This window comes from Bacillus sp. PSXD-155 (assembly GCF_049310765.1).
Taxonomy (GTDB): domain Bacteria; phylum Bacillota; class Bacilli; order Bacillales; family Bacillaceae_G; genus Bacillus_A; species Bacillus_A cereus.
Window position 1 is genome coordinate 120407 of the sequence record NZ_JBMOWC010000001.1, and the last position, 24712, is coordinate 145118.

Here is a 24712-nt window from a genome sequence, read left to right on the forward strand (position 1 = left end):
TAATAAATTAAACTCCTGTTCAACTATTTTATATTACAATACACCTAGATGCAATTGCTGAGATTCCTCGCAATTGTAAATAGCTTGTTTTTCTACCTCACGAAAAGAAAAAAGACTCCGATTAAGCATACAAACTTAAACGAAGTCTGGCAAATTTTATTATTGTTTATTTTTACATAGATTGTGCATCTGTTTCGTCTACGTTAGTATGTACATCTAGCTCTCTATGCATATTTTCTTGCATAAACGTTAACTCAAATACTTCTTTTAATTTACGGACAGGAATAATTTCGATTCCCTTTATCGTATACAAAAATGGTTGCATATTTTCAGCAGGAATAATGACTTTCTTAGCTCCCGCTTTTTTCGCAGCTTTTATTTTTGCGTACACGCCACCAATAGGCTTTACTTCTCCGTGTATACTTATTTCACCTGTCATCGCTACTTCATTATTTACATATGTGCGATGCACCGCAGAATATACACCTGTTGCCATAGCGATTCCTGCAGAAGGTCCATCAATTGGGATACCACCTGGAAAATTAATATGTATATCGTATCCTTCTGGCAACACATCTAAAGAACGAAGTACTGTTAATACATTATCAACAGAGCCTTTTGCCATACTTTTACGGCGAATCGATTTCGTTTGACTACCAATACTTTCTTCTTCTACAATTCCGGTAACATTTACCGATCCTTTATCTTTCGCCGGAATTGCTGTTACTTCAATTTCTAATAACGCACCTGTATTTGGTCCGTATACAGCAAGACCATTTACAAGACCAATCCTTGGAATCGGATAAATGTGCTTTTCGTATTTCGGCGTAAGCTGACTTGAGTGAACAACCCACTCTATATCTTCATCTTTAATAAAAGAACGTTCTTCATTTATCGCCATACCAGCAGAAATTTGTACGAGATTAATCGCCTCTCGTCCATTTCTTGCATACATCCCAATCATTTCAATACCATTTTCACCTATTTGCATTTCCACTTTTTCCGCGGCGTTTTTCGCTACTTTTTGAATCTCTTCCGTATCTAATTCACGGAAAAATACTTCTAAGCAACGTGACCGAATAGCAGGAGGAATTTCCTCTGGCGAACGTGTCGTTGCTCCAACTAAGCGAAAATCTGCCGGTAAGCCTTTTTGGAAAATATCATGTATATATGTTGGGATCATCGTATTTTCTTCACTATAGTACGCACTTTCTAAAAATACTTTTCGATCTTCTAACACCTTTAACATTTTGTTCATTTGAATCGGATGGAGTTCGCCAATCTCATCAATAAACAAAATACCACCATGCGCATCTGTTACAGCACCTTTTTTCGGTTGCGGAATACCTGCTTGCCCCATCGCCCCAGCACCTTGATAAATCGGATCATGCACCGAACCAATTAAAGGGTCTGCGATACCACGTTCATCAAACCGAGCTGTCGTCGCATCAAGTTCAATAAATGTTGCATTCGTACGAAATGGAGATTTAGGATTTCGTTTCGCTTCTTCTAATACAAGACGTGCTGCCGCTGTTTTCCCAACACCTGGTGGGCCATATATGATTACATGTTGCGGATTCGGACCACAAAGAGCCGCTTTTAAGGACTTAATCCCGTCCTCTTGCCCTACAATATCTAAAAAGGTTGTAGGACGCACCTTTTCTGCTAGCGGCTCTGTTAAAGAAATCTCACGCATTTTACGAAGCTGTTCTAATTCTTTTTTCGATTCTCGATCAATTGAAACTTTTTGTGTTCGTTGATTTCGAAGTAAATGCCAGAAATATAATCCGACAATTACACCAAAAACAAGTTGAACAACTAAAAATATATTTGTCCAGCTCATTATTTATTTCCTCCCGCAATATTTTATCTCTTAGTATTTCCGCGGAGGAACGTAGCTAAACATAAAGAAAAACAGCAATTATAAAAATTGCTGTTTCCCTTTCGCATTATGCAGATGTTTTTGTATCAAGTACAGTACCGTCTTGTAACACCAATTTTGGCGGTTCATTATCAGCTACTGTTTCTTTTGTAAGAATACACTTCTCGATATCTTTACGAGATGGAAGTTCGAACATTACATCAAGCATTAAGCCTTCAATAATAGAACGAAGTCCACGAGCACCCGTTTTACGTTCAATTGCTTTTTTCGCAATTTCGATTAGTGCACCTTCTTCAAACTCTAACTCAACATCGTCAAGCTCCAATAGTTTTTGGAATTGCTTAACAAGTGCATTTTTCGGTTTCGTTAAAATATCAACAAGAGCATCTTCATCAAGTGGCTCTAGGTTCGCAATAACTGGAAGACGACCGATAAACTCTGGAATTAAACCAAATCTTAAAAGATCCTCTGGTAATACGTGAGATAAAACATGCTTCTCATTTACATCAGCATTTTTCTTCTCAGAACCAAATCCAATTACTTTCTCACCAAGGCGACGTTTAATAATCGGCTCAATGCCATCAAACGCTCCACCACAAATGAATAAGATGTTCGTTGTATCAATTTGAATAAACTCTTGGTGCGGATGCTTACGACCACCTTGAGGTGGAACGCTTGCTACAGTACCTTCTAAAATTTTCAGAAGTGCCTGCTGCACACCTTCACCAGATACATCACGTGTAATTGATGGATTTTCGGACTTACGTGCCACTTTATCAATCTCATCAATATAAATGATTCCTTTTTCCGCTTTCTCTACATCATAATCAGCTGCTTGAATTAATTTTAGTAAGATATTTTCTACATCTTCCCCAACATATCCAGCTTCTGTTAAAGATGTTGCGTCCGCGATTGCAAATGGAACATTTAGAATACGCGCTAACGTTTGTGCAAGTAATGTTTTACCACTACCTGTTGGCCCGATAAGTGCGATATTACTCTTCGCTAATTCTACATCATCAATTTTGCTGTTAGAATTAATGCGTTTGTAATGGTTATATACCGCTACCGCTAGTGCTTTTTTCGCGCTATCTTGCCCGATGACATACTCATCTAAGATTTCACGAATTTCTACCGGTTTCGGTACATCTTTGAATTCTACTTCTTCGTCCTTCGCAAGCTCCTCTTGTACAATTTCAGTACAAAGTTCGATACACTCGTCACAAATGTAAACACCTGGACCTGCCACTAACTTTCGAACTTGCGTTTGTGTTTTACCACAGAAAGAACATTTTAATTGCCCTTTTTCATCATTAAATTTAAACATATTTTCACACCCCTTACAAAGTGCTAACCTCTTGCCTTCGTATGTACACGATAAATGTATCGTATGTAAATACATATTATGTCACTACGTGGCGAGAAATACAAATAATATGACTAGTTATGTACAAATAAAAAAATTTTAAAACTTTTGAAATATGTATATTCGACTTGTAAAGGAACTTTTCCTTCTCCATCGAAAAGTTTTATAAATATATTTCTATATTTATAAAACAAGGCACGATTAAAATCGTGCCTTGTTATTTTATTATGCAGCGTTTTCTACTAAGAAGTCTACAGCTTTACGCACTTTAAGATCTTCAGCTAAAGCGTCTACACTTCCAAGAGCTTGCTTGATAGCGTCTACTGGCATACCGTACATTTCAGCCATTTTTTCAACTTCTGCAGTTACTTCTTCTTCAGTAACTTCGATGTTTTCAGCTTCAATGATAGCTTCAAGAACAAGATTGATTCTTACACGTTTTTGTGCATCTTCTTTCATTTGCTCTTTTAATTTGTCAGCGTCAGTACCTGTGAATTGGTAGTAAAGCTCAAGGTTCATACCTTGTTGGCTTAAACGTTGCTCGAATTCACGAACCATACGATCTAACTCAGTGTTGATCATAGCTTCTGGAATTTCGATTTCAGCGTTAGCAGCAGCTAATTCTACTACTTCGTCACGTACTTTGTGCTCAGCTTCGTGCTTTTTGCCTTCTTCTAAGTTTGTGCGAAGTTTTGCTTTTAATTCATCAAGAGTTGCAACCGCTTCGTCTGCTTCTTTAGCGAACTCGTCGTTTAACTCAGGAAGTTCTTTTGTTTTGATTTCGTGAATTGTTACTTTGAATGTTGCTGGTTTGCCAGCTAATTCAGCAGCATGGTACTCTTCTGGGAATGATACTTCAACGTCTTTAGACTCACCAGATTTAAGACCGATTACTTGCTCTTCGAAACCTGGGATGAATGTACCAGAACCGATTGCTAGAGAGTAGTTTTCGCCTTTTCCGCCTTCAAATGCTTCGCCATCAACGAAACCTTCGAAGTCGATTACAGCTGTATCACCGTTTTCAACAGTTCCTTCTTCTTTAACAACTAGTTCAGCTTGACGCTCTTGTAAAGATTTTAATTCGTTCTCTACATCTTCGTCAGTTACAGTTGTTTCAACTTTTTCTACTGCTAAACCTTTGTACTCACCTAATTTAACTTCAGGTTTCACTGTAACTTTTGCAGTGAAGATAAGGTTAGCATTTTTTTCGAACTTCTCGATGTCGATTTCAGGATGATCAACTGGGAAGATACCAGCTTCTTCGATCGCTTCACCGTATGCTTTTGGTAAAATGATATCTAAAGCATCTTGGTATAAAGATTCAATACCAAAGCGTTGTTCGAATAATGGACGAGGCATTTTTCCTTTACGGAAACCTGGTACGTTAATTGTTTTTACTACTTTTTTGAACGCAGCGTCGATAGAGTTGTTTACTTCTTTAGCATCAACTTCGATTGTTAAAACGCCAACGTTACCTTCTAATTTTTCCCATTTTGTAGACATTTATTCTTTCCCTCCAACTATAATAATGTATGCACATACCTCTATAGATTAAGATCTTCATTATCTCTTTTTTGAAATAACAAATACACAAATAATCCTCTAGCAAAAGCTTTCAGATATAATGTTCCAATCTACTAATTGCCCAGAAGACAACTACGGTATATTTTGTTCGAGAATAATATGAAACATATTAAGTAAGAGAATTACACTTCTCTTCTCTTACAAACAGGCAGATTTCTGCCTTTTGCAACCCTTACATTATAACATAGAATATGCTCGTTTCAAGAACTGAACGATTCTTTTTCATAATTATACGGGCAAATATCCTTCTCTTTCAACACGTAATAACCATTGATAGGCAATATGAAACTCTTCCAATTCGATATTATATGCTGCCATAAGCTCTTCTTCATCTATAGCCAATCCGAAACGCTTTCTTCCAATTCTCTCTAAAACAGCTGACCAAATCTCTTCTTTATCCATTAATAGAGCGAATGGGAAAACGCTAATTTGCAACTCTTTCCAATATGTAACCATTGCTTCAAATATATCGGGATAATTTTGCTCTAATCGGCTTGATAATTTATGTATAATGTTATTGGATTGCTCCTCATTATGACCTGTAAATGCTGGAATCACCTTAATCGTATTTCCAAACTTTTCTACCTCTATTTCTTCTTCTACCTGACTTTCTATCATTTTATACAAAATAGAAGTTTTCAAATAGGGGTGCTGCTCTTCGTCTATTAAAAATTTCTTTAAAACAGGTAATGCAAGATCTAAGTCTTTTAACGAAAGTCGCTGAATCGCTCTTAGCTTCTGTCCAAAGTTTTCTCCAAAAATTTCATTAGTAAACTCATCCAATTCAAAATTTGAATCCACTAGCGATGCGTCTCCCTCATTTAGCATACCTTCTGCAAATAAAGCAAGCTGCGCTAATTTTTCCTTTTGATCAGGCATTATATCTTTCGTTTGTAAAACCTTTTCAACAGTTTCAATAACACCTTCATAATCATTTGTTTGAACTAAAATAGTTACGTACGTTTCAAGAATATCACCAAATAAGACAACTCCTGTTTTAAGCAACTGTTCACATTTGTCTTTCGCTTCTTCCATACGTTTTAATTCGAGTAAACAAATAACTGAAGCTAATTCCGTTTGTTCCGTTTCCGCATTATACTGACGTAATATTTCAAAGCAACGCAATGCATCTTCGAATTCCCGCTCTTTCAGCGCTAAAAAACCTTCATCAATATAGCGCTCTGATAGTTGTGGAAACAATACGACCGTATTTTCTTTTTTATCCATACGTCCGCCTCTTTTTCTTGATTTTAATTATGTTCAAAGTAAATATATCAAATGCGTAATGAGAACACAACATCCCTAAACTATTTGTTTTAAATATGAAAATATTTAATTTTTACATTCCAATACGAATAAATTTCTACTAAAAATTAAAATTGTACAAATAAAAATCCCCAGCAACAAGCGCAGAGGATTCATCATTAATGGAAAGCTTTTATAATTGTGGGGTATATTACAAGGGTAATAATTTGGAGAACAATAATTGCCATAACAATCATGCTAAAATAGAAGATTGGTTTACTTCGCTTCATTAAAAACATAATAATAAGCATCGTACAAGCAAACAAACTTAAGAAGAACAAACTTGTTGTCGAACTAAGTATACCACTTGGGACAAAGAACAATAACACTACACTACAAGTACCTATAATTCCAAATAACCATTCCATTCATTCACTCATTCCCTTTCCCTCTCATGGCTGTTTTCTCTAAGCGATCAAATGTTTCACAACATCAACTACATACGTTAATTTCTCATACGCTACAAATCCAAAAGCAACCGTTAAGCCCGTTACAACTAATCCTTTCATCATTTCTGCCTCCTCGTTTTATCGTTGTTATCTTCATTATAAAAGATTAGCAATTTCTTACCATCGAACTACCTTACAGTTACCTTACAGAATTGTAAGATTCCAAAAAGAGATTGAAAAACACCTCATATCGCTTGATGTGCTTTCACGGAATTTCTCTATAATCACTTGCAAAATTAACTTTTTTCTCTTGGTTATTTTTCAGCGAATAGACTCTTAAACTAATAGATTTACTAAATAATTTAGAATCAAAATAATTATTCGTTACTTTTCTTAACTTACCTTCAGATATTTTCGTATTACAAGAAAACAACGGGTGAAAATCGTGTTAATATATTTTTGTACAATTAAGAATTTAATTTACAAGGGGGATTATATATGTTTAAAAAAATGGCGGCAGATGTATTAGGACTAAGCGATGTAGGTTCTGTCATTACACCTAAAGACTATGATAAGGTCGATGCTGATGATTATGTGATGCATGAAGATGGGGAGAAAATTTATTTTCTAATTAAATCCAAATCAGATGAATATTGCTTCACAAACAAAGGGTTAATTCACTTAGACGGTACAAGCGCAACAAGCAAAAAACGTACACTGCGCCGCTATAGCTATAGCAAATATCAAATTAAAAACGTAGCACTTGAAACTGCAGGAACGATTGATTTAGATGTAGAAATTAAGTTTCAAATGGGCGATGAACATTACTCAATTGATGTTCATAAAAAACATATTGAAGAATTAAAAGATTTATATAAGGCTTTACTTAAAATCGAAGAAATTTCATACGACAACGATATTACATTACAATATGCACATAAAAGTTTAGATATGGCATCTAATGCCTTTAGCCGCATTTCAAACGCACAAGTAAATTTAGCAGAGCAATTTAAAGAAATGAACGAGATTGCCTTTAACTGGCTTGTTGATACGAAGAAACAATATAATGTGAAAGATTATGGTTTTGTCTTTGACAAGTTTATTAACAACTAATTTAAAACACACAAAAAACCTTGTTATCAAAAGATAACAAGGTTTTCTTAGCACCCCAGGAGAGATTCGAACTCCCACTCCGGCCATTTCCGTACTATTTTATATATTTTGATCGCAGTCTTAATATATCTTCGCCCTCGCGAATGCCTGCCGATCCCTTCCTCACATTTTTTACAACAGTCCAATTCGGGTTAGTTTCATCACCAATGTTCTGTACTGTAAAGTTGCCGTCACCATATTTTCGGTGACCTTCTGCCAATTTCTCCGTTAAATCATTCTCATTTGATCTCGCCATCTTTGCGCCATCTCCCTTTTTTATACGACCTTCTTAAACCCTCTAACCAATCACAGGTCCAGTCAATTGGAGATTCTCGTTTTCCGCTTCTATTAATTGTAACACACTGCCGGGGATAAGTTCCGATAACTGCTGCTCAATCGTACTAGAATGGTAAAGAGTTTGATAATATTATAAGTAAACAATTAAGAGAATCTGGATATGGTTTTCAATACGTGCATAAACCATTTGATGAGCCTGAACAAACAAATAATATAACTGACTAGCAAAGAGCGTTTTTAAGCGCTCTTTTTAATGCACTTTAATCTGTTGCATATACTCATTATCATATATCCCGTTATAATATTTTTAAACCTCTTGCACATACATCAATTTATAGACAAACAAAAAACCTTGTTATCAAAAGATAACAAGGTTTTTTTTAGCGTCCCAGGAGAGATTCGAACTCCCGACCGTACGCTTAGAAGGCGTATGCTCTATCCGGCTGAGCTACTGGGACATGGAGCGGGTGAAGAGAATCGAACTCTCGACCAGAGCTTGGAAGGCTCTTGTTTTACCACTAAACTACACCCGCATATGTTATTTTCTTTTCTTCGTTAGCGCCGTTGCCCTATCGACAATATTTATTATATGTATAACCACACATAAAGTCAACACCTTTTTTAAAAGAGGATAAATTTTCTTATCCTCTTTTAAAAACTGCTTGTTCAACTAGTTGTCCGTCTAACGTTTCAAAACGAACTTCCATTTGATTTTCATCCATTTCTAATAAAGCAAATGTCTTTTCTACACGCTGACGTGGTAATAAAATACTGCCTGGATTAATAAATAAAACGCCCTCGATTAATTCCGCACCTAATACGTGAGAATGTCCGAAGCATGCAACTTGCGCTCCCACTTCTTCAGCATGGTACGCTAGCGTTTGTAATGTCATTTTCACATTATGGCGATGTCCATGCACTACTAAGAAGCGAATTCCATCTACATCAGTTACAATTTCATCTTGAAAGTTAGCATAATCACAGTTTCCTTTTACAACATGGAAACCTTGCAGTTCTTCATGAGCAGGAGTTAGCTCTGAATCACCGCAATGAATCATGATATCTACTTTCCCTTCATATTTCTCTTTCAACTGCTGTAATTCCTTCACAGAGCTATGACTATCGCTTACGATTAAAGCTTTCATCATTCTCTCTCCCTTATTCTCCTAAAAACCATTCCGGGATTTTTTCTTCTAACTTACGAAGAGCACGGCCACGATGGCTAATAGCATTTTTTTCATCTGAACTTAATTCCGCCATTGCTTTTTTGTATTCTTCCACATAAAAAATCGGATCGTATCCAAAGCCATTTTCTCCGCGGCGTTGTTCTAAGATAAATCCTTCACATGTCCCATTTACAATGACAGGCTTTTTATCACCTTCAGGGAAAGCAACTGCTAATGCACAATAGAAACGAGCTTTACGCTTTTCAAAGTCAACGCCATTTAATTCTTGTAACACTTTATCGATATTTGCTTGGTCATTTTTCGGTTCACCAGCAAAACGCGCTGAATACACTCCTGGTTTTCCATTTAAAGCATCTACAATAAGACCCGAATCATCCGCAATTACGATAGAATTCAACTGTCTACTCAAACTATCCGCTTTTAAGATCGCATTTTCTTCAAATGTTTCACCAGTTTCTTCGACTTCTTCAATATGAGGAAAATCGTGTAATGATTTCACTTCTAAATCAAATCGCTCAAATAACTCAGCAAACTCACGTACTTTTCCCATATTTTTTGTCGCTACAACAACTTGTTTCATACTTTCCACCTCTACTCTATATGAGATACGATGTCACCTAAAGCTTCTTTTTGTATATCAATCAGTTGGAAAATGCCTTTTTCCGCAACATCAAGTAGTTCATTTAACTGCGCTCTACTAAACGTCGCTTCTTCTCCAGTTCCTTGCACTTCAACAAATTGGCCTTTTCCAGTCATAATTACGTTCATATCAACGTCTGCTTTAGAATCTTCTGCATAGTTTAAATCTAAAACAACACCTTGCTCTTCAACAATTCCTACTGACGTTGCTGCTAAATAATCTTTTACTGGAATTTTAGATACTTTTTCTGCTTGTAATAATTTCTCGAAAGCTAATACCATCGCTACATATGCACCTGTAATAGACGCTGTTCTCGTTCCACCATCTGCTTGGATAACATCACAGTCAATCCAAACTGTTCTCTCGCCAAGCGCTTCTAAATCAACTACCGCACGTAATGCTCGTCCAATTAGACGTTGAATTTCCATTGTACGTCCTGTTACTTTTCCTTTGCTTGACTCCCTAATTGTACGTTGTTCTGTTGCACGCGGAATCATCGCGTATTCAGCTGTTACCCATCCTTTTCCTTCTCCACGCATAAACGGTGGTACACGCTCTTCAATTGTTGCTGAGCAAATCACCTTTGTATCCCCAACTTCAATTAATACAGATCCCTCTGGATGTTTTAAATAATTCGTATGAATATGTATATGGCGTAATTCTGTTTTCTCTCTACCATCTACTCGCATAAAAATAACCTCCTCTTAATTACTACTCGTTAGTATAGCCAAATTTAAATGTATGATATGTATACAATAAAAGAAGGAGAACCCAAAAAGCAATTCTCCTTTCTTACTTAAGTATATCAAATTATTCAAGATTAAAAACTACCTGTATTCACGTTTTCTGGACGATCTACAGGTTTTATTAACTTTCCGCCCTTTTCATCTATAAGATTTGCTTTTCCATTCACTTCAATAGAAATATTTTTCACACCTTTCTTTTCTGTTAAAGATAAAACTAACGACTTCAATACGTAATTTGAGATCATATTTTTATCTGGGTTTACAAATATATTTTCATTAAAGTTTAATGTAAGATTTCCGTCTTGTAATTTCGGATTCGTAATAAGCTTAACGCCTGGATTAAAATCATTCAGGAGCGATTGATGAATCGGACCTTTTACAAGTTCATCTATAATTGCTGCATAATCATTTTCTTTTCCTTCCGCAACGCGGCGTGTGACTGGTACGTAGTATTGCTGTTTATTATTATTTTGCGCCATGAAATATAGTGTGACTGGTTTTGTATTCGTTACATCTGCTACTTGTTCATCATCGAAGTTAATACCATTTGCACGGCTCACTCCTTCACCAAGCGGTGTACCAGCAACCGGCATCTTCGCCAATTTCTCACCATTTATTTGGAACTGCACTTGTTTTATCTCTGTAAATTGCGTCAACGTCCACGCTATAGATTCAATGATTTGACGCTCTTCTTCTTTCGCATAGTTTTTCATTTCTTTAGAGAAATCAATAACTGCCGTCCCGTCCTTTTTCAAATCTAAAGTCATCGTTGTATTCGCCGGAATGACTGCACGAAACCCATTCGGTAATAAATTCGTTACCGGTCCATCTTTCACAAGGTATTCTAACGTTTGCTTCACAGTCTCATTTGCTTTCGGGGTAGGTATAGCTAACGTTTGTGGTACAACATAACCATTTTTATCAACAAGGTATAGTTCTCTATTTACCATTTGCCCTTGCTTATCTTTTTTAGCTACTTCTTTCTTCCCACCCTCTGTATACGTAACTTGTTTTGGCGGATCAATTTGTTCAGTTGCTTTCTCCTGATTTATAAAGCCACACCCTGTTAGTAAAACAGCGCTCACAGTAGCACCAACAACCCATTTAAAAGTGGATTTAGGCATGCCATTCCCCCCTAAAATCTAAGTTTGTACTATTATGTATACGAGCCGTTTCACATTTTAGAACAAGCTGTGCCTCTTATAAAGTGAAACTTTAATCAGTGGAGGGTCTAACTGCCCAGCAAATAGCAAGATAAAACAAAAAACTCCTGATTTCTCAGGAGCTCACCTATATGAATTCTACTATTATTCTTTTTCTAAATGAATATGCTTCACATTTTCAATCGGTTGACCGAACCATTTTGATGCAATTTCTTTAAACAAGCCTATTTTTCCCGTTGTTAAGAAGAGATGATCGCTTTGTTCTTCTCCTTCATTCAACATTTTACTATGATATAAGATTGTACTTACTTCACGTGCTGTTTCATCACCAGAACTAATTAGTTGTACTTTATTTCCCATTACTTTTTTAATAACAGGTCCTAAAATTGGATAGTGTGTACACCCTAATATAAGTGTATCAATATCGGTACTTTTCAGTGGTTGCAGCGTTTCTCTTACAACTTCATACGCCATTTCACTTTCGAAATTCCCACTCTCTACAAGTTCAACGAAAGGTGGACAAGCTAAACTTTCTACCATAACACGGTTATTAATAGACTTTAACGCCTCTTCGTATGCACCACTTTTCACCGTTCCAATCGTTCCAATAATCCCAACGTGATACGTGTTTGTCACTTTTAAAGCTGTACGTGATCCTGGGTGAATAACTCCTACTACTGGAATTGGTAATTGTTTTTGCATCTCTTCTAATACAACTGCAGTTGCTGTATTACACGCAATAACTAACATTTTAATATTTAAATCTAGTAAATGCTCCGTCATTTCCCACGTAAATTGACGCACTTCTTCTCGAGAACGTGGACCATAAGGACAACGTGCTGTATCTCCTAAATATATGATACGCTCTTTCGGCAACTGACGAATTAATTCCTTCGCTACTGTTAAACCGCCAACTCCTGAATCGATAACACCGATTGCTCTATTCAACTTCATCACCCGTTTTCTCATTCATCATCTTTTATGTCTATCATTATATTTTACACACTTTAAGTTCGCTCACTTCAAATGCTTCTGTATGAAAATTTTCATTTGCCCATGTATAGACTAGGACCTTTTTTATTTTGCTCCTTTTTTTCATAATTTGCAAGATAGAAAAATAACCGACCTTCTATAAGAAAGTCGGTTTCTTCTATATAAAATGCATATTCATTGCTCCATCTTTTTTTGAAAAGAAGACATTCCCATTAATAAGACGAAATGAACAGAAATTAAAATGACGATCAAAATAAAATTCAATCGATAACTATTTGTAGATTCCATAATTTTGCTTGCTACAGCTGGTCCGAATGCCATACCGAAAAAGTTAATTAAATTATATAAACCAAGGCCGACTCCAACTTTAGCTGGATTTAATGTTTTCGGAATAAATGTGTTTAATGATACTTGAATTGCCGAATAACTCATAAATGTTAAAATAACCGCAAATAAAATAAAGAGTAAGTTCCCGTCTGGAATAATCCCTAAAATTAAAAAGCCAATGATCATAACTACAGACGCTACATACATCATCCTCACATTCCCAAACGCAGGAATAATCTTTCCGGTAATAAAACTAGATACAATACCAAAGAGAGATGCAACAAACAATACAATTCCAATAACGAACGGAGACAATCCGTGCCCTCTTCCTAACAGTAATGGTAATAATAATAAACTAGCACATAACGCCACATTAATGATAAATCCGACCGCTATTAAACGCAGTAATGGTTTATTTGTAAACAACTCAATATCAATAAACGGCGACTCTGCTCTCTTCATATGAGCCTTGAATAAAAATAGGAAAGCAACAGATAACACAAAAAGCCAACTATTAATGTTCACTCCTAATAAAACGGTCGTAATCAATACAAATAATAAAAATGCTCCAATGAAATCAAAGTGGAACACTTCATCGGTATGTTGCACCTCTTCTGGCATAAATTTTACGAGCAAGAAAATACCAACCATTGAAATAACCATAAATAAAAATAAATACGGCCACCCTAACGTATTTGTAATTGCCCCACCAACTAAAGGTCCAATACCAACCGCTAATGCAATAGAAGAACTAATCATTGCTAACGCACCCGGTTTTTTAGCTGGAGCAACTAATTTAGCCACCGCAATCATACTAAGCGCAATAAACGCTGCTCCTCCGCTCGCCTGCACTAGCCTTGCGAAAATGATAATCTCATAAGATTGATTTACAAACCCAACAATAGAACCAGCTACAAATATGATAATAGAAATAATTAATAGCCTTTTTACACTGTAACGATCAGCCAGTTTTCCATATATCATCGAACCGATACCGACGACTAAAGAATACCCTACTACAACCCAACTTACTTTCGATTGACTAATTGATAAATCATTAGCAATATCCTCTAGCGCTACATTAAATAACACAGCGTTCATCGGTCCTAACAAAACAATAAAACATAATGTAAAAACAAACCATTTCGAATGGTTACTTATATCTTTCCCCATGTGTAACACTCTCCTGATTGCAATTTTAAAACTATCAAACTATAGATAAAAAAATGAAGTTATTTAAATGTTGTATCACCACTAAACAACTTCATTAAATGTATAAATGGTGCTAATTTATCGCGCGATAAATTGGATTCGAAACGAAACACATATGTTGTTCGATATTCATGGAACTATCATAGTTTCAGCATTACAGTTTGTCAACGAAAAACATACAAAGTAAACTAATTTAGTATTTTTAGTTTACTTTGTTCAAAAGTTATTATACACTAATTTCGAAGCTGATATAAGGAGGACTGGCATGATTATTCAAATTTGCATTTTTTAACTTAATAAAATGAAACGAATACAGAACTTTTATATAGAAGAGACATTATAGGAGAATTATGATGAAGAAAAAAATGTTAGTTGTATTAACAAGCGTAGAAAAATACCCAAATTTAAATAGGGCTACCGGACTTTGGCTCGGTGAAGCTGTACATTTCGTAAAAAAAGTAGAAGAAGCGGGTTACGAAGTTGATTACGTCAGTCCACAAGGCGGTTATACACCAATTGATCCACATAGTTTAGCAATGGCGGAGAGCATCGATTGGGAATGGTACCAAAAGAAAGAGTTTATGAATCGCCTCGGTTCTACAATGAAACCAAGTGAAGTGAATCCAGAAGACTACGCTGTTATTTATTACGCAGGTGGTCACGGGGTTATTTGGGACTTCCCAGAAAATAAAGAACTTCAAAATATTAGCCGCAATATTTATGAAAACGGCGGTATTGTTTCTTCCGTTTGTCATGGAGCTGCTGGTTTATTTCATATTACATTAAGTAATGGGGATCGTTTAATTAGCGGTAAGAAGGTAACAGGCTTTTCAAATGAAGAAGAAAAATTAGCTGAATTAGATCAATTCGTTCCATTTTTAACAGAAGATGAACTCATTAAAAATGGAGGACTTTACGAAAAAGCTGCACAGCCTTGGGAAGCTTTTGCTCTAGAAGATAATCGTGTTATCACTGGTCAAAACCCAGCTTCAGGTGGTCCAGTAGCCGAATTAGTATTAAAACAGTTGCAAAAATAATATGTACTAAAAAAAGCAGATTTCCCTCTATTAAGGGAGATCTGCTTTTTTACGAAATCATTTGCAAAATAGCAATAACTTCTTTTTCAATTTCAGAATCATCAATTGCTTCTATATACTCTGGTTTAAAAAGTTGATACTTCTTTAATTGATAAAAATCAAGTATTGCTTTCTTTAAAGTAATATCGTACTGAATACAAAAAGAATGATCTATAATACGTCGTAACATCACATCATCTTGTACCATAAATAATTGTGCATTCATTTTATTAAAATAACCTTGTTCCATACCCGCTTCAAAAAACATTTGCAAATTATGATTACGATTTTGTTGTGCAGCGACTAATTGATCTGACAAATGCGGATATGCTTCTTTCAAATCTTGCAAAAAAACATCGGAAATATATGTCACACATTTTAAAGAGTGGATAAACGTCTTTTGGAAACGTTCTGCAAAAGACATGCTTTCATCTTGATTATCCGCATCACCTTCGAGTAGATAATTCATAAAATCCTCTACTACCGCCTCAATAATTTCATCTTTCGAAGAAAAACGTTTATATAAAGTAGCTTTACTAATATCCATATATTTCGCAATTTCATCTATTTTCAATTGGCTAAAACTCGTCTTTCTAATAACGGGCTTTATTTTATTAATATAAGTATTTGCACATGCGACTTTTCTCATTTAAAAGAGCCTCCCCTTTTGTCCATACAAAATAGTATAGCAAATTCACGAATGATTATAAATGAAGTTATTATACTCATTATGCTTTTTTAGTTTATTACATTTTCATATACTATACATAAAGAACTAGAATCCATTATCACCAACTGGACGGTTACAAACCAATTTTGAGGGGGGAATTTTAGGATAAAAATACCCACTACCTTTGTTAGTAGCGGGTACTTTTTCTATAATTTATTTACAGCCCTTTTTATAGCCTTACCTATTTCCACGCTCGACTGTGGATTTTGCCCTGTAATTAAATGCCCATCTACTACCACATGCGGCGTAAAATTAGGCGCTACATAAAACAAAGCTCCTTCTTCTTTCAACTTACTTTCTAACAAAAACGGAACGCGCTTTTCTAAATGTACAGCTTTTTCTTCATCGTTTGTATAACCTGTTATACGCTTACCGGCAACAAAAAACGAGCTATCCTTATTTTTCACACCGACTAAGGAGCTTACTCCGTAACAAACAGCCGCTACAATCCGGTTATTGTTATACATATTCTCAATCAAATTTGCTACATATGGATTGCCTGGAAAATCTACAATCGCCCCGTGCCCACCACCAAATAAAACCGCATCATAATCCGAGAAATGAACATTTGAAATCGGCCTCGTATTTTGTAATAAAGAAGCTACATGCTTGAATTCGCGAGGTATACCATTCGGAATAGACACTCTATCTATAGGTACTCTCCCGCCTTTTATTGACACAATATCAACATCAAACTTAGCCTTTTTAAATAAATGATAAGGAGTTGCGAGCTCTTCAAGCCACAAACCAGTCGGGTGTCCATTCATATCATGAGCACTTGTTGAAACTAACAGTATCCTTTTCAACATATCCCCTCCTTATTACCTATTTATGTATGGAGTGTTCTTATCATTCATATAGCAAGTGAAGCAAACAAAAAAATAGCCGACTCTTTGTATAAAAAGTCGGCTGCTTTCTTATAGTTCGAGCTCTCCCATACGAAGAAGCTCCACAACTGCTTGTGAACGTCCTTTAACCCCTAGCTTTTGCATTGCGTTTGAGATGTGGTTGCGAACTGTCTTTTCACTTATAAAAAGTTCACCTGCAATTTCCTTCGTTGTTTTATCTTGAACCAGTAATTCAAATACTTCTCTTTCTCTCTTTGTGAGTAAAGGTTTAGATTGATACGCTTTTTCCTTCAACTGGTATAACCCTCCTTGCTTAAGCCAGAGCTGTGTATGTGTAAGTTGGGTGTTTATTTAGTCAAGATATTGTATGAACGAAATGTGCAGGTGGTGAATGAAAATGGGCTTTATTTCCTATGTTATTTTAGACTTTTATACAGTGCGTACACTCCTTTTATCCACTTACTTTCCAACGCGCCATATTTGTTCTAGCAATATACTTACAACCGTACCTACAAATAAACCATTACCGAATATATATTGCATAACAGACGGCAAGGATTGAAGTGCTCCAGACGGTAAAAACATAACGCCGCTGCCAAATAATACTGCAACGCCTAAAATCGTTACATTCCTTTCACTCATCGGCACTTGTTTTATATTATTAAATCCAATTCCAATTAACTGTACGAACGAAGCCATTAAAACAGCCGATGCGACAGCAGATGGTAAAGATGCTAAGTAACGAATAATACTTGGAAAAAGAGACATTACGACTAGTAACGCACATGCCATTAAGAACGATCGTATATACTTTTGTTTTGTTAAACGTATAAATCCTGCCGTTGCTGGTAACGGAACGACACCTACAGTTGAAAATACAGAAGAGATGATATGTGAAATCCCCCCAACCCATGTTCCATCTTTCAACTGTTTTTGTTCAATAGTCGCTTTATGAATAGTTGCTTGATTAATTGCTATAATAGCTGCCACCGTATTCGAAACTAAAATACATACCATAACGAAACTTGACACAGCCATACCTGTATTCCATTTTGGAAGTCCCCAAGCAAATATATGTGGAAGTTGCACAAAATGAGTTACTTGAGATGGGATTGTCACTTTTCCTGCAATGAGAAAAATAATCCACCCACTAATTAATCCTATTAAAACTGCATAACTTTTGACAAAGCCTTTTCCGAAATTAGATAGTATAATAACGAACAAAAATATACTAAACGCGATCATTGCTGTAAATCCGTCGATTTGAGAAATAGTAGCTGTAATTCCTAACATTCCTTTTAAAAATACACCACTTAATTGTAAACATAATAAAAGTAAAAACGTCCCTGTCACAAGCGGCGTAAATAAAAATAAAATACGTCCTATAAAACCAGTTACTCCTAATCCTATTAAAATAACACCGGAGATTATCATTCCTAATTCTAAAATTTGCAGTGTACTATGTAATTGATCCTGTCCGGCCGTTGCATAAGCAAGTACGGTAAATACACCAACCCAAGATCCAGCCGGCCCATCCGCAATTGGCAGTCTATGCCCAAGCCAGCCTTGTAAAAAAGAAGATATACCAACTACAAAAAACGTACGCTGCATTAAATAAAATATTTCTTCCGTCGTAAGATGAAATAATCCGCCAACGACAATTGGTAGTGCGATTGAATTTGCTAATAAAAATATAAACCATTGCAAAGTTCCCATAATATGATTTTGGTTATGTTGATTGTCCAAAATTTTCATCCCTTCTAGCTTTCCTATAAAAAATATATTGTAAGAATAAAAAAGAAGAGTTCTAGACTTACCATTAGAACCCCCCTCAAAATATTTAAACGATTCTTCTACACAAGATTATTTAATTCCACCTCATTTAAACTTCCAACAACAATATTTCCTTTATACACGACTAAACGTTTTTCTGTTTGACGCGCTACTGCTTCAGCAGCGCATGTCGCATTTGTCAAAACAAAACTCGCTTCATCCCCTACATTCGGCCATACTCGCTTCCCTTCATTATTTAACGTTTCTTTTCCTCCTGTAATAAAGCGAAGTGCTTTTCCTAAAGACCTTTCGTCACTCCACCCAAAACGCTCTGCTAATCGATTCGCCTTTTGAAGCATATCACCTGTTCCAAACGGTGACCAATGATCTGTAATACTATCATTTCCTAATGAAACCTTAACACCATTTTTATCTAATAACGGAATTGGGATTACTTGTTTACCAATTGGTACCGTTGAAGTAATATCAATATTTACATTTGCGAGTCTTTCTGCCACTTCTTCAGCCTCTTTATCAGTAACACCACCAAGTCCAAGTGCATGACTAATTGTTACACGACCTTGCCATCCTGCTTCTTCTGTTAAACTTGCCAATCTCTTCATCGTAAATGTTCCAAGATTATTCGCATCATGCAAATGAATATCAACATCCGCATTAAATTCTACTGCGATATCCATAATTGTATGTAATGATTTTTCAATATCATTATCCACTGTAGCTGGATCTACGCCTCCGACTAGATGAGCACCCATACGCATCGCATCTTTCACGAGTTGCACAGAATTACTGCGCAATAATCCATGTTGCGGAAACGCAACAATTCTACTAGACACTCGATTTTTATATGTTTCTAATGCCGCTAACGTCGCCTCCAAATTACCAAGCCCAATAATTGGATCAACATTACAATGCGTTCTAATATTCGTTGCACCATTTTGCAGTAGTAACTCTAGCATATTTTCCGCTCTATTTTGGGCAGTCGCTAATTGCTTTGGTAAAATTTTTTCTTCTTCATTAAAACGTGTAAAAATACTTTCTGCTGGCATACAAGCTTTCCAAGGACCACTATAATATGTCTTATCAATGTGAATATGCATCTCTTCGAAAGCGGGCAAAATTAATAAACGATTAGCATCAAGAATGAGTACCCCTTCCTCTTGAACAGTCCCTGCTATAATTTTTTTAATTCGTCCCTCTTCAATAAGTAAACTACATAACTCTGTTTCTGTTTTTGAAATTCTCCCCTCTTCATATGTATACCCCGATTCAAGCGTTACATTAGTCAACCAATATACCGTCATCTCTATTTCCCCACCCTTTATTAAAAGTTACCTCTTACTATAATTTTAATATCAACTGAAAATTAAGACAATTAATATGACTGTTCCCTAAAAAAATGTCATACAACCTCATAGTCTCCTCATAGATTTCCATATAGAATAGAAGTATAGAGTTTGCTATAAAAAGGAGTGTATTGGAAGATGTCAAAAAGATTATGTAAATCCGAAACTGATAAAATGCTATTTGGTATATGCGGTGGTTTAGGAGAATATTTTGATATTAGCTCTACTCTCATTCGCATACTTTGGGTCATTGCAGTTTTATGTTTTGGGACGGGGTTTTTAGTTTATTTTATTTGTTTATTACTTATGCCACGCTCTTACTAATAACATTCTTTCATATATTTGAGCATAGTGTATACAAAATCCCCTATAGATTTTTCTATAGGGGATTTTTTCATGAAGAATATTTCATCGTTAAATGTAATACCGCCACTTCTTCTTCTTCATTTTTATAAATATGCTTCTTATTCGCTTCAAATTGAATGGAATCAAACTCATTTAATTCATATACATCATTCTCCACTTGAATAGACACTTTCCCTTTCATTACCGTTACAAGCTCAATCGCACCTTCATGATGAGCTTCTGGTTCATATATACTATTTGATCGTAAACAAGCACGGTGCATTTCCATCCCTGTTTCTTTCGTATAACGGAACATCGTTTCTAAATGCCATGCTTGTCCTACATCTACTGCAAATCCTTCTCCACAGCGCGCGACGGCTACTGGTTCTCCAAAAACCATTAATCTAGATAAAGGAATTGATAACCCTTTCGTTATTTTCCAAATGACAGCTAGCGTCGGATTTGTTTCCCCTCTTTCGATCTTTCCTAATGTTAATTTACTAACTCCTGTTTTATGAGCTAATTCTTCTAAACTTAATTTCTGTTCATTTCGAATTTGTCTCAATAACTGTCCAACTTGTTGAATGACTTCTTTCGTTTGCATATCTTCATTTTCTTTCATATATAAAACCACCTCAAAGTATAAAATAGTTTACTTTTATTAAATTAAAGTATATCATACTATACATAATTATTTATTTTCGAAAGGAGTGCTATACTTCATGCGCGCAATTTTATTAGGTCTTTTATCATCGGCCTTTTTTTCTGCAACCTTTATTATTAATAGAGCAATGAATGTATCTGGAACGAGCTGGGCTTGGACAGCTTCCTTCCGTTTTTTATTTGCTCTCCCTATTTTATTCCTTATCGTTTTATTTCGCAAAAACTTTAGGGGATTATGGAAAGAGTTAAAAAAACATCCATTGGCGTGGATCGGATGGGGTTCTGTTGCCGGTATTGGTTTTTATTCTTTATTAAGTTTCGCAGCTGTCTTTTCTCCAGCTTGGCTCGTTGCTGGAACTTGGCAAGTTACGATTTTAGCTGGTTTACTACTATCACCACTATTTTTTGTGAAAATAGAAACAAAATCAGGTACGAAACTTGTACGTGGAAAAATTCCACTTCGTAGCTTATATGTTGCTTTATTTATTTTACTTGGTGTAATTTGTATGCAAGCAACTGCCGCAGGCCATATTACAATGACTCAGTTCATTTCAGGTTTTTTACCTGTCGTATTAGCCGCTTTCTTATATCCGTTCGGTAACCGAAAAATGATGGAGCTTGTTGGCGGACGCCTTGATACGTTCCAACGTGTATTAGGAATGGCAATTGGAAGTCTTCCTATAACAATTTTGCTTGGTGTATACGGATTTTCTACTACGGGTATTCCAACATCTAGCCAAATGCTTCAAGGATTTTTGTTAGCATTATGTTCCGGCGTTATTGCAACGATGACATTTTTCTTTGCTACTGACTTAGCAAAAGATAACCTGGCTTTACTTGGAGCTGTTGAAGCAACACAAGCTGGAACGATGGTCTTTACCGTACTTGGAGAAATTGTTTTCTTGAATGGTTCGTTTCCTGGCGGGCTTTCCCTACTTGGAATGATTATTATTATGTTAGGAATGGTTGCAAATAGTATTTTAAACCGATCTATTCCAGCCGTTAAACAGAAAAAACCAGCATAAAAAAAGAGTATGGTTCTATAGAGATGAACCATACTCTTTTTTATTGTCCCCCTATTTTGCCTTATCAGAATAGTATTTCATTGGCTGTTTATACTAAAACGTATGTTATAATACGTTTCATGCGCATTAATAGGAGGTAAATTATGTTAAAAAAAGCAATCGCTGAATTTATTGGTACCTTTGTACTTGTATTATTCGGAACTGGAGTAGCTGTCACTGGCGGCGGAATCGAAGGAATTGGAACATTAGGAATCGCTATGGCTTTCGGCTTATCTATTGTAGCTATGGCATATAGCATCGGAACAATTTCTGGATGTCACATTAACCCAGCAGTATCAGTAGCTATGTTCATCAACAAACGCATGAACGCTATGGAACTTTGTTATTATGTATTAGCTCAAATTTTAGGTGGTTTATTAGGAACTGCAACGTTAGTAACAATTTTAAAATCTGCTAAAACACCTTTAGATAATTTAGGACAAAATGGTTTCGGAACTCTTGGTTTATCTGGAGCATTTTTAGTTGAGTTCATTTTAACTTTCGTATTTATTTTAGTTATCGTCGCTGTAACAGGTAAAAAAGGAAGTTCTTCTTTAGCTGGACTAGTAATTGGTTTCACATTAGTTTTAATCCACTTATTAGGAATTCCGTTAACTGGAACATCTGTTAACCCAGCTCGTAGTATCGCACCAGCTTTATTTGTTGGTGGAGAAGCACTTTCTCAACTATGGGTATTCATCGTAGCACCAATTCTTGGTGGTATCTTCGCAGCTATCGTAGGTAAATTCATTTTAAATACTGAAAAATAGAATTTTCAATATTTCTGAATAAAAAAAAGCGAGCCCTCATTATGAGGAAGCTCGCTTTTTTATTCTTTCATTTTAGACTTTAAATTTGTAACTAATTGATCTACCGTTACATTTGCAAGCACGTTTTCCATCGCTTCTTGCGCTTGCATTAAAATAATTTCTAATACTGATTGAATATTAGCTCCTACTGGACATTCAATGTTGGGATTTTCATGGAAGGAAAATAGCTGTCCTTCTTCTACAACTTCCACTGCTTTATATACATCAAGTAATGTAATTTCTTCTAAATCTCGAGCAAGTGTCGTACCACCTTTACCAGCTTGTACATCAACAAGTCCTGCTCTCTTCAACATTCCTGTAATGCGACGAATCACAACTGGATTTGTATTCACACTACCGGCAATCCATTCAGAGGTACAGCGAGAGTTTCGATCTATCGCAAGTAATGTCAGCATATGAACACCTACTGTAAAACGACTACTAATCCCCATCTGCACACCCTCCTTTTTATTCATTCTATTAAAAGACGACTCTTATTATTATATACTATTTTTAATTTATACATAAAGAAAAAGCATGATTTCAATAGGAAATCATGCTTTTCTCTCATTATTGACGCTTTATAAATTTCGCTAAATCTTTAAATTTCACTTTATCTGAGTAATTCATTACGCCATTTACGTAAATGCGGCTTGTAACAGCATTTAATATCGCAATTGTCGCCAATAAGACTGCTAATGTTATCGTAATTTCTAGCATACCTGCTTCACCAGCTACAATACGTGAGAAGGTAACCATCGGTGTAAAAAATGGAACGTAAGAACTTACAACAACGATAGTACTATTCGGATCACTTAATGATTTAATACTAATGAAGAATGCAGCCATAATTAAAATCATTATCGGGAAAGATACAGCTTGTAAATCCTCCGTCTTAGACACGACAGCTCCAGCAGCAGCATACATCATTGCATAAAGTAAATATCCCGTAATGAAATAAACAAGAAACATGCTTACAACCTTTGCATCTAATTTCGTAAAGTCAATTGGAATACCCAATAGTGAGGCACTTTCTAAATCGACCCAACCTAACAAATATGGAATAAGATAACCACACGCCAATATGACAAGTTGCAATAAAGCCGTTGAAACAACCGCTAAAATTTTCGCATACATCATCGTAAGAGGTTTCACTTTCGGAAGCATTACTTCCATTACACGTGACGCCTTCTCAGATGCAATATTCATTGCGATTGTATTTCCGAACGCTACAATAAACATATATAAAGCAAATGTAAAGAAATAGGCAATTCCGAAAGAAGATGTACGATCTTTTATCGCTTCTTGCTTTACTTGAATTTCTGTTTGTAATTGCTGTGCAATTTCTGGTGAAACATTATTTTTGGCAATTGTCACCATCGTATATTGTTGCTTTAAATATCCTGCCATAATTGCAGAAGTTGCTTGGCTTGGAAATCCATTATACATATATGTAATCGATGGAGCCCCACCCTTTTCCGTCACATGGAATAGACCATCTAAATCGCCTTCTTCTACTTGCTTATGCAGTTTATCAAAATCATCCTTTGAACCAAGTGTTATTTTTGCTGATGACAATAGCTTATTTAGCTCATCTTTTTGTACTTTATATGTGGAACTCTCTACTACAACTGCAATTTTATCTTTATCCTTATTTTTATCATCGCCTGAAGTAAAATGATTAAATGCAAAAATCCCAAACACAACTAAAAATAAAATGGCACTCGTAATTAATGATTTTTTAGATAAAAATGCTTCCCTAAAATAAAATGAAAATACGTGAGAAAATTTACGCAT

General features: G+C 35.7%; 25 protein-coding genes and 2 tRNA genes. 5 read left to right on the top strand and 22 right to left on the bottom strand.

The features are described from left to right. Nucleotides 1–172: 172 nt before the first annotated feature. The 5 genes from lonB to ACO6VI_RS00605 form a co-directional block, all read right to left on the bottom strand. On the bottom strand, nucleotides 173–1843 hold the full coding sequence (gene lonB / locus ACO6VI_RS00585) for an ATP-dependent protease LonB (protein ID WP_000119173.1): 1671 nt from the start codon (nucleotides 1841–1843) through the stop codon (nucleotides 173–175). A 106-nt stretch (nucleotides 1844–1949) separates the two neighbouring features. Continuing rightward, a complete protein-coding gene (gene clpX, locus ACO6VI_RS00590; protein ID WP_000472289.1) occupies nucleotides 1950–3209 on the bottom strand; it encodes an ATP-dependent protease ATP-binding subunit ClpX in 1260 nt (419 codons plus the stop codon). A gap of 264 nt (nucleotides 3210–3473) precedes the next feature. Beyond that, the gene (gene tig / locus ACO6VI_RS00595) at nucleotides 3474–4751 is read right to left on the bottom strand and encodes a trigger factor (protein WP_000105215.1); all 1278 of its coding nucleotides are present in this window, start codon (nucleotides 4749–4751) and stop codon (nucleotides 3474–3476) included. A 309-nt stretch (nucleotides 4752–5060) separates the two neighbouring features. Beyond that, a complete protein-coding gene (locus tag ACO6VI_RS00600) occupies nucleotides 5061–6059 on the bottom strand; it encodes a hypothetical protein (protein ID WP_000358255.1) in 999 nt (332 codons plus the stop codon). Between the two features lie 197 nt (nucleotides 6060–6256). After that, nucleotides 6257–6505: a hypothetical protein gene (locus ACO6VI_RS00605; protein ID WP_001983650.1), complete on the bottom strand. Its 249-nt coding sequence runs from the start codon at nucleotides 6503–6505 to the stop codon at nucleotides 6257–6259. Nucleotides 6506–7024: 519 nt separating this feature from the next. On the opposite strand from ACO6VI_RS00605, the gene ACO6VI_RS00610 reads away from it, so the two are divergent. Next, entirely contained in the window at nucleotides 7025–7639 is a 615-nt protein-coding gene (locus ACO6VI_RS00610; RefSeq protein ID WP_000473872.1) for a PH domain-containing protein, read from the top strand. Nucleotides 7640–7733: 94 nt separating this feature from the next. On the opposite strand, the gene ACO6VI_RS00615 is transcribed toward ACO6VI_RS00610, so the two are convergent. The 9 genes from ACO6VI_RS00615 to ACO6VI_RS00655 all read right to left on the bottom strand — a co-directional run bounded on the left by ACO6VI_RS00615 (nucleotide 7734) and on the right by ACO6VI_RS00655 (nucleotide 14204). Next, the gene (locus ACO6VI_RS00615; protein WP_000124460.1) at nucleotides 7734–7934 is read right to left on the bottom strand and encodes a hypothetical protein; all 201 of its coding nucleotides are present in this window, start codon (nucleotides 7932–7934) and stop codon (nucleotides 7734–7736) included. A 425-nt stretch (nucleotides 7935–8359) separates the two neighbouring features. Beyond that, nucleotides 8360–8433 (bottom strand) — tRNA-Arg (locus ACO6VI_RS00620). Nucleotide 8434: 1 nt separating this feature from the next. Continuing rightward, a tRNA-Gly gene (locus tag ACO6VI_RS00625) sits at nucleotides 8435–8508 on the bottom strand. Nucleotides 8509–8616: 108 nt separating this feature from the next. Further along, nucleotides 8617–9120, bottom strand: a complete 504-nt coding sequence (locus ACO6VI_RS00630) for a metallophosphoesterase (protein WP_000645488.1) — start codon at nucleotides 9118–9120, stop codon at nucleotides 8617–8619. A gap of 13 nt (nucleotides 9121–9133) precedes the next feature. After that, nucleotides 9134–9742 (bottom strand): XTP/dITP diphosphatase, encoded by a 609-nt coding sequence (locus tag ACO6VI_RS00635; RefSeq protein WP_000815949.1) that lies wholly within the window; start codon nucleotides 9740–9742, stop codon nucleotides 9134–9136. Nucleotides 9743–9753: 11 nt separating this feature from the next. Further along, nucleotides 9754–10491, bottom strand: coding sequence for a ribonuclease PH (rph, locus tag ACO6VI_RS00640; RefSeq protein WP_023523121.1), 738 nt, complete (start codon nucleotides 10489–10491; stop codon nucleotides 9754–9756). 131 nt (nucleotides 10492–10622) lie between these two features. Next, the gene (gene gerM / locus ACO6VI_RS00645) at nucleotides 10623–11672 is read right to left on the bottom strand and encodes a spore germination protein GerM (RefSeq protein WP_001126743.1); all 1050 of its coding nucleotides are present in this window, start codon (nucleotides 11670–11672) and stop codon (nucleotides 10623–10625) included. 183 nt (nucleotides 11673–11855) lie between these two features. Continuing rightward, the gene (gene racE, locus ACO6VI_RS00650; RefSeq protein ID WP_016512279.1) at nucleotides 11856–12665 is read right to left on the bottom strand and encodes a glutamate racemase; all 810 of its coding nucleotides are present in this window, start codon (nucleotides 12663–12665) and stop codon (nucleotides 11856–11858) included. Between the two features lie 213 nt (nucleotides 12666–12878). Beyond that, nucleotides 12879–14204 (bottom strand): MFS transporter, encoded by a 1326-nt coding sequence (locus ACO6VI_RS00655; protein ID WP_000513864.1) that lies wholly within the window; start codon nucleotides 14202–14204, stop codon nucleotides 12879–12881. Between the two features lie 392 nt (nucleotides 14205–14596). Here ACO6VI_RS00655 and ACO6VI_RS00660 point away from each other — a divergent pair, with 392 nt between their 5' ends. Next, nucleotides 14597–15280, top strand: a complete 684-nt coding sequence (locus ACO6VI_RS00660) for a type 1 glutamine amidotransferase domain-containing protein (RefSeq protein ID WP_000728514.1) — start codon at nucleotides 14597–14599, stop codon at nucleotides 15278–15280. 49 nt (nucleotides 15281–15329) lie between these two features. Here ACO6VI_RS00660 and ACO6VI_RS00665 read toward each other — a convergent pair whose 3' ends face one another. The 5 genes from ACO6VI_RS00665 to ACO6VI_RS00685 form a co-directional block, all read right to left on the bottom strand. Further along, nucleotides 15330–15968: a TetR/AcrR family transcriptional regulator gene (locus ACO6VI_RS00665; RefSeq protein WP_029443378.1), complete on the bottom strand. Its 639-nt coding sequence runs from the start codon at nucleotides 15966–15968 to the stop codon at nucleotides 15330–15332. A gap of 227 nt (nucleotides 15969–16195) precedes the next feature. Beyond that, complete coding sequence (locus tag ACO6VI_RS00670; protein WP_161520054.1) at nucleotides 16196–16858, bottom strand: type 1 glutamine amidotransferase domain-containing protein; 663 nt, start codon at nucleotides 16856–16858, stop codon at nucleotides 16196–16198. Nucleotides 16859–16966: 108 nt separating this feature from the next. After that, nucleotides 16967–17191 (bottom strand): spore germination transcription factor GerE, encoded by a 225-nt coding sequence (gene gerE, locus ACO6VI_RS00675; RefSeq protein ID WP_000659484.1) that lies wholly within the window; start codon nucleotides 17189–17191, stop codon nucleotides 16967–16969. Between the two features lie 165 nt (nucleotides 17192–17356). Continuing rightward, nucleotides 17357–18652, bottom strand: coding sequence for a purine/pyrimidine permease (locus ACO6VI_RS00680; RefSeq protein WP_053563595.1), 1296 nt, complete (start codon nucleotides 18650–18652; stop codon nucleotides 17357–17359). 98 nt (nucleotides 18653–18750) lie between these two features. Continuing rightward, nucleotides 18751–19992 (bottom strand): amidohydrolase family protein, encoded by a 1242-nt coding sequence (locus tag ACO6VI_RS00685; RefSeq protein WP_063548712.1) that lies wholly within the window; start codon nucleotides 19990–19992, stop codon nucleotides 18751–18753. A 180-nt stretch (nucleotides 19993–20172) separates the two neighbouring features. On the opposite strand from ACO6VI_RS00685, the gene ACO6VI_RS00690 reads away from it, so the two are divergent. Further along, nucleotides 20173–20358, top strand: coding sequence for a PspC domain-containing protein (locus tag ACO6VI_RS00690; protein ID WP_000044337.1), 186 nt, complete (start codon nucleotides 20173–20175; stop codon nucleotides 20356–20358). Between the two features lie 70 nt (nucleotides 20359–20428). Here ACO6VI_RS00690 and ACO6VI_RS00695 read toward each other — a convergent pair whose 3' ends face one another. Continuing rightward, nucleotides 20429–21001: a helix-turn-helix domain-containing protein gene (locus tag ACO6VI_RS00695; RefSeq protein ID WP_000661921.1), complete on the bottom strand. Its 573-nt coding sequence runs from the start codon at nucleotides 20999–21001 to the stop codon at nucleotides 20429–20431. A gap of 100 nt (nucleotides 21002–21101) precedes the next feature. On the opposite strand from ACO6VI_RS00695, the gene ACO6VI_RS00700 reads away from it, so the two are divergent. Then, entirely contained in the window at nucleotides 21102–22067 is a 966-nt protein-coding gene (locus ACO6VI_RS00700) for a multidrug resistance efflux transporter family protein (protein WP_078993653.1), read from the top strand. Between the two features lie 143 nt (nucleotides 22068–22210). Continuing rightward, entirely contained in the window at nucleotides 22211–22876 is a 666-nt protein-coding gene (locus ACO6VI_RS00705) for an aquaporin (RefSeq protein WP_000913213.1), read from the top strand. Nucleotides 22877–22935: 59 nt separating this feature from the next. Here ACO6VI_RS00705 and ACO6VI_RS00710 read toward each other — a convergent pair whose 3' ends face one another. Both ACO6VI_RS00710 and ACO6VI_RS00715 read right to left on the bottom strand, forming a co-directional pair. Next, nucleotides 22936–23367, bottom strand: coding sequence for an Rrf2 family transcriptional regulator (locus tag ACO6VI_RS00710; protein ID WP_000512998.1), 432 nt, complete (start codon nucleotides 23365–23367; stop codon nucleotides 22936–22938). Nucleotides 23368–23485: 118 nt separating this feature from the next. Continuing rightward, nucleotides 23486–24712, bottom strand: coding sequence for an ABC transporter permease (locus ACO6VI_RS00715; protein WP_088021603.1), 1227 nt, complete (start codon nucleotides 24710–24712; stop codon nucleotides 23486–23488).

Bases quoted from the DNA above. Each gene is read 5' to 3' on its own strand.
- ACO6VI_RS00605 (WP_001983650.1), bottom strand. From the start codon at position 6,505: ATGGAATGGTTATTTGGAATTATAGGTACTTGTAGTGTAGTGTTATTG.
- ACO6VI_RS00685 (WP_063548712.1), bottom strand. From the start codon at position 19,992: ATGACGGTATATTGGTTGACTAATGTAACGCTTGAATCGGGGTATACA.
- racE (WP_016512279.1), bottom strand. From the start codon at position 12,665: ATGAAGTTGAATAGAGCAATCGGTGTTATCGATTCAGGAGTTGGCGGT.
- gerM (WP_001126743.1), bottom strand. From the start codon at position 11,672: ATGCCTAAATCCACTTTTAAATGGGTTGTTGGTGCTACTGTGAGCGCT.
- ACO6VI_RS00610 (WP_000473872.1), top strand. From the start codon at position 7,025: ATGTTTAAAAAAATGGCGGCAGATGTATTAGGACTAAGCGATGTAGGT.
- ACO6VI_RS00600 (WP_000358255.1), bottom strand. From the start codon at position 6,059: ATGGATAAAAAAGAAAATACGGTCGTATTGTTTCCACAACTATCAGAG.
- ACO6VI_RS00680 (WP_053563595.1), bottom strand. From the start codon at position 18,652: ATGAAAATTTTGGACAATCAACATAACCAAAATCATATTATGGGAACT.
- ACO6VI_RS00655 (WP_000513864.1), bottom strand. From the start codon at position 14,204: ATGGGGAAAGATATAAGTAACCATTCGAAATGGTTTGTTTTTACATTA.
- ACO6VI_RS00630 (WP_000645488.1), bottom strand. From the start codon at position 9,120: ATGAAAGCTTTAATCGTAAGCGATAGTCATAGCTCTGTGAAGGAATTA.
- ACO6VI_RS00710 (WP_000512998.1), bottom strand. From the start codon at position 23,367: ATGGGGATTAGTAGTCGTTTTACAGTAGGTGTTCATATGCTGACATTA.
- ACO6VI_RS00670 (WP_161520054.1), bottom strand. From the start codon at position 16,858: ATGTTGAAAAGGATACTGTTAGTTTCAACAAGTGCTCATGATATGAAT.
- tig (WP_000105215.1), bottom strand. From the start codon at position 4,751: ATGTCTACAAAATGGGAAAAATTAGAAGGTAACGTTGGCGTTTTAACA.
- lonB (WP_000119173.1), bottom strand. From the start codon at position 1,843: ATGAGCTGGACAAATATATTTTTAGTTGTTCAACTTGTTTTTGGTGTA.
- ACO6VI_RS00705 (WP_000913213.1), top strand. From the start codon at position 22,211: ATGTTAAAAAAAGCAATCGCTGAATTTATTGGTACCTTTGTACTTGTA.
- ACO6VI_RS00715 (WP_088021603.1), bottom strand. From the start codon at position 24,712: ATGCGTAAATTTTCTCACGTATTTTCATTTTATTTTAGGGAAGCATTT.
- ACO6VI_RS00690 (WP_000044337.1), top strand. From the start codon at position 20,173: ATGTCAAAAAGATTATGTAAATCCGAAACTGATAAAATGCTATTTGGT.
- ACO6VI_RS00615 (WP_000124460.1), bottom strand. From the start codon at position 7,934: ATGGCGAGATCAAATGAGAATGATTTAACGGAGAAATTGGCAGAAGGT.
- rph (WP_023523121.1), bottom strand. From the start codon at position 10,491: ATGCGAGTAGATGGTAGAGAGAAAACAGAATTACGCCATATACATATT.
- ACO6VI_RS00665 (WP_029443378.1), bottom strand. From the start codon at position 15,968: ATGAGAAAAGTCGCATGTGCAAATACTTATATTAATAAAATAAAGCCC.
- ACO6VI_RS00700 (WP_078993653.1), top strand. From the start codon at position 21,102: ATGCGCGCAATTTTATTAGGTCTTTTATCATCGGCCTTTTTTTCTGCA.
- ACO6VI_RS00695 (WP_000661921.1), bottom strand. From the start codon at position 21,001: ATGAAAGAAAATGAAGATATGCAAACGAAAGAAGTCATTCAACAAGTT.
- ACO6VI_RS00660 (WP_000728514.1), top strand. From the start codon at position 14,597: ATGAAGAAAAAAATGTTAGTTGTATTAACAAGCGTAGAAAAATACCCA.
- clpX (WP_000472289.1), bottom strand. From the start codon at position 3,209: ATGTTTAAATTTAATGATGAAAAAGGGCAATTAAAATGTTCTTTCTGT.
- ACO6VI_RS00635 (WP_000815949.1), bottom strand. From the start codon at position 9,742: ATGAAACAAGTTGTTGTAGCGACAAAAAATATGGGAAAAGTACGTGAG.